Annotated in this window: 3 protein-coding genes; 2 read left to right on the forward strand and 1 reads right to left on the reverse strand. The window is 65.9% G+C overall.

The features are described from left to right. Window positions 1-68 precede the first annotated feature (68 nt). Window positions 69-758: an HAD family hydrolase gene (locus tag CQ14_RS00100; RefSeq protein ID WP_057855937.1), complete on the reverse strand. Its 690-nt coding sequence runs from the start codon at window positions 756-758 to the stop codon at window positions 69-71. A 295-nt stretch (window positions 759-1,053) separates the two neighbouring features. Between CQ14_RS00100 and CQ14_RS00105 the strand changes: the two genes are divergently transcribed. Together CQ14_RS00105 and CQ14_RS00110 are read left to right on the forward strand one after the other, a co-directional pair. Beyond that, window positions 1,054-2,616, forward strand: coding sequence for a DUF1800 domain-containing protein (locus CQ14_RS00105; RefSeq protein WP_057855938.1), 1,563 nt, complete (start codon window positions 1,054-1,056; stop codon window positions 2,614-2,616). Between the two features lie 5 nt (window positions 2,617-2,621). Then, a partial coding sequence (locus tag CQ14_RS00110; RefSeq protein WP_156434580.1) for a DUF1501 domain-containing protein occupies window positions 2,622-3,179 on the forward strand: 558 nt, incomplete at its 3' end.

Genomic DNA, 3,179 nt, shown 5'->3' on the forward strand with positions numbered 1-3,179 from the left:
GCGCGGCACCCCCTGGACCGAAACACCGCTCAGCGCTTAATGGTTGCTACGCATTCTTGCAATGACGGCTACAACGAGCGGCGTCCAAACTTCCCGCGCTCGCGCAGCATTGCGAGCACTGCCTTCAAGTCCGGCAGCACGGCCACGCATTTGGCGCGGGTCTCTTCGGTCGGTGGCGCCATGTCCGGCACCATGATCGTGATGGCCCCCGCAGCATGCGCAGCGGTCACGCCGTGATTGGAATCCTCGATGGCGACGCAAGATCCGGGGCTTGCGCCAAGCCGCGACGCCGCCAGCAGGTACAAATCGGGGCTCGGCTTGCCGCGCGCGACGTCGTCGCAGGTCAGGACGGTTTCGAACCGCTCGCGGATTCCGGCCAGCGTGAGGTGCGCTTCCGCGGTGCGCCGCGACGACGAGGTCACGATCGCCATCGGGCAATCGGCGGCGGCAAGCGCGTCGAGCAGTTCCAGCGTGCCGGATTTAAGCGGCAGGCCGGCTTCCATCAACCGGTCGCGGTTGGCGAGGAAGGCGCGGTTGATGTCGGCGAGCGGAAAGTCGGCGCCGTAGCGGTCGAGCAGCATGGCCTCGCAGGCCGGACCGGGAAGGCCGACCATGGCGTGGCACAGCGCGGCCGCGTCATCGGTATAGCCGCCGGCCGCGAGCGCGGCGATGAGACTCTCGAAATAGACTTTCTCGGTGTCGAGCAGCGTGCCGTCCATGTCGAGCAGGACAGCGTTGACATTCCATTTTCTGCTCACGCCGCGCTCGTGCGTTGTTTGGCGAGTTTGCGCAGACAGTCCGGGCAGAGACAATCGCCGCCGTCGACCGGCATCGGCATGCGGAACGCCTCGTCGCTGCACCAGCAAGGCCCGGATGGGTTGCAGCCGAATTCGGTGCCGCAGCCTGCGCAGGCGAGGCGTCGCGAGGCTGGTTGATGTTCCCTGCGATTTGTCATCAATGAGACCGCATCCTGACGCGGAATTAATCGTGGGTTCACACCGAAGCACGTTATATTGCGTCACTATACGCCCGGGAAAGTTTTAGGGAAATCCGATGGCCCGCGATTCGCAAGCCGCCCTCGTTGCCCTCAATCGCTTCGGTTTCGGCGCGCGGGGCGGGGCTTCGGGCGATTTTCTCAATGCGGCGTCCGATCCGCGCGGCTTCGTCAAGGCGGAGCTCAACCGTCCCAACGGTGCGTTGCTCGAAGTGCCGGGACTGCAGTCGACGCCCGCGCTCGGCAAGGCGGCGTTCGATTATCAGTTCGAGGTTCAACGGGCGCGCGATGCCGCCGCCAAATCTGCAACGCCGCCGGCAGCGGGCGAGGGCGCATCGCCGCAACCGGAAGCCAAGGGCCAGCGGCGAAACCTTTCGCTCAACAGCATCGCGATGGAGATGGCGCCAAAGGAGCAGCCCGCGAAGCCGCCGGACAATGCGACGATGGTGGGGGGCGAGACGATGCAGCCTGCTCCGCCAAAGCCATCACCATTGCGCTCGGCCGAGCTCAACATCATCCAGAAAACCTTTCGGGCCGAGGCGCTGGCGCGGCTGCAGCGCGCCGTCATCACCGACGGCGGATTTGCCGAGCGGTTAGTCGTGTTCTGGTCGAATCATTTCTGCATTTCGGCGGCCAAGGGCGGGTTGGCGCAGATGTGGGCCGGCTCGTTCGAGCGTGAGGCGATCCGGCCGCATGTGCTCGGACGCTTCGCAGACATGCTGAAGGCGGTCGAGCAGCATCCGGCGATGCTGTTCTTCCTCGACAACCAGCAATCGCTGGGCCCGGATTCGCGCGCCGGCAGGAATCGCAACCGCGGACTGAACGAAAATCTCGCCCGCGAGATTCTGGAACTGCATACGCTCGGCGTCGGCGGCGGCTATTCGCAGGACGACGTGACGGCGCTCGCCAACGTGATTACGGGATGGACGTATGCGGGGAGACAGGGCCAGCTCGGCGAACCCGGCACCTTCGTGTTCAACGCCAATGCGCACCAGCCGGGTGCGCAGCGTGTGATGGGAAAGATTTACGACGCCGCTGATGTCACGCAGGGCGAGGCGGTGCTCAAGGATATCGCGCGGCATCCCTCGACCGCGAAATTCGTTGCGGGAAAATTCGCGCGCCATTTTGTATCGGACGATCCGCCGCCGGCACTGGTGGCGCGGCTGGCGGATGTCTTCACCAGGACCGACGGCGACCTGAAGGCGCTGGCGCTGGCGCTGGTCGATTCCGACGAGGCGTGGCGGGCGCCGCTTTCCAAAATCCGCTCGCCTTACGAATTCCTGATCGCGGCCGGCCGACTGCTGGCGCAGATTCCGAACAATCCCAATCTCTATCTCGGCGGCCTGAGGACGCTCGGCCAGCCCCTATGGTCGCCGTCGGGGCCGAACGGTTTTGCCGACAGCAACGCCGCATGGCTGGCGCCGGAAGGCATGAAGCTCAGGCTAGATATCTCGACGCAGATTGCATCACGGATCGCCGAGGGCGTCGATCCGCGCGACCTGCTCGAACTCGCCGCTGCCGACATGGCGTCGATAGAGACGCGGCGCACCATCGAGCGGGCGGAATCGCGGCAGCAGGCGCTGGCGCTGCTGTTGATGTCGCCGGAATTCCAGAGGAGATGATGTCGATGGATACATTGGGTTGCTGCGAGGACCTGCGGTCATCGGTGACGTCGCGGCGCGCCGTGTTGCTCGGCGGCGCTTCCTTTGCGGCATGGGCGTATTTGCCGAAATTCGCGCGCGCTGTCGACGGCCGCGATCCGCGGCTGGTGGTCATCATCCTGCGCGGCGCACTGGACGGGCTCGCTACCGTTGCGCCGATCGGCGACCCTGATTATGCCGGGCTGCATGGCGCGATCGCGCTGTCGTCGGGCGGGCCGAACGCGGCGCTGCCGCTCGACAATTTCTTTTCGCTGCATCCGGCGATGCCGGAATTTTCGCGGATGTATCGCGACAGGAAGGCGGCGGTGATCCACGCGGTGGCAACGCCTTATCGCGACCGTTCGCATTTCGACGGGCAGGATGTGCTCGAAAGCGGCTTTGCCGGCCCCGGCCGGGTGCAATCCGGCTGGCTCAACCGCGCGCTGGAAGGCCTGCCGAAAGGCGAGCGGGTGACGAGTGCGCTGGCCGTCGGGCCGACCACGCCGCTGGTGCTGCGCGGCGCGGCGCCGACCGTCGGCTGGGCG

The organism is Bradyrhizobium lablabi, from assembly GCF_001440475.1.
GTDB lineage: Bacteria > Pseudomonadota > Alphaproteobacteria > Rhizobiales > Xanthobacteraceae > Bradyrhizobium > Bradyrhizobium lablabi.

What these genes read in the sequence shown, in the direction of transcription:
- CQ14_RS00105 (WP_057855938.1), top strand. Translation starts at nt 1,054, where the DNA reads ATGGCCCGCGATTCGCAAGCCGCCCTCGTTGCCCTCAATCGCTTCGGT.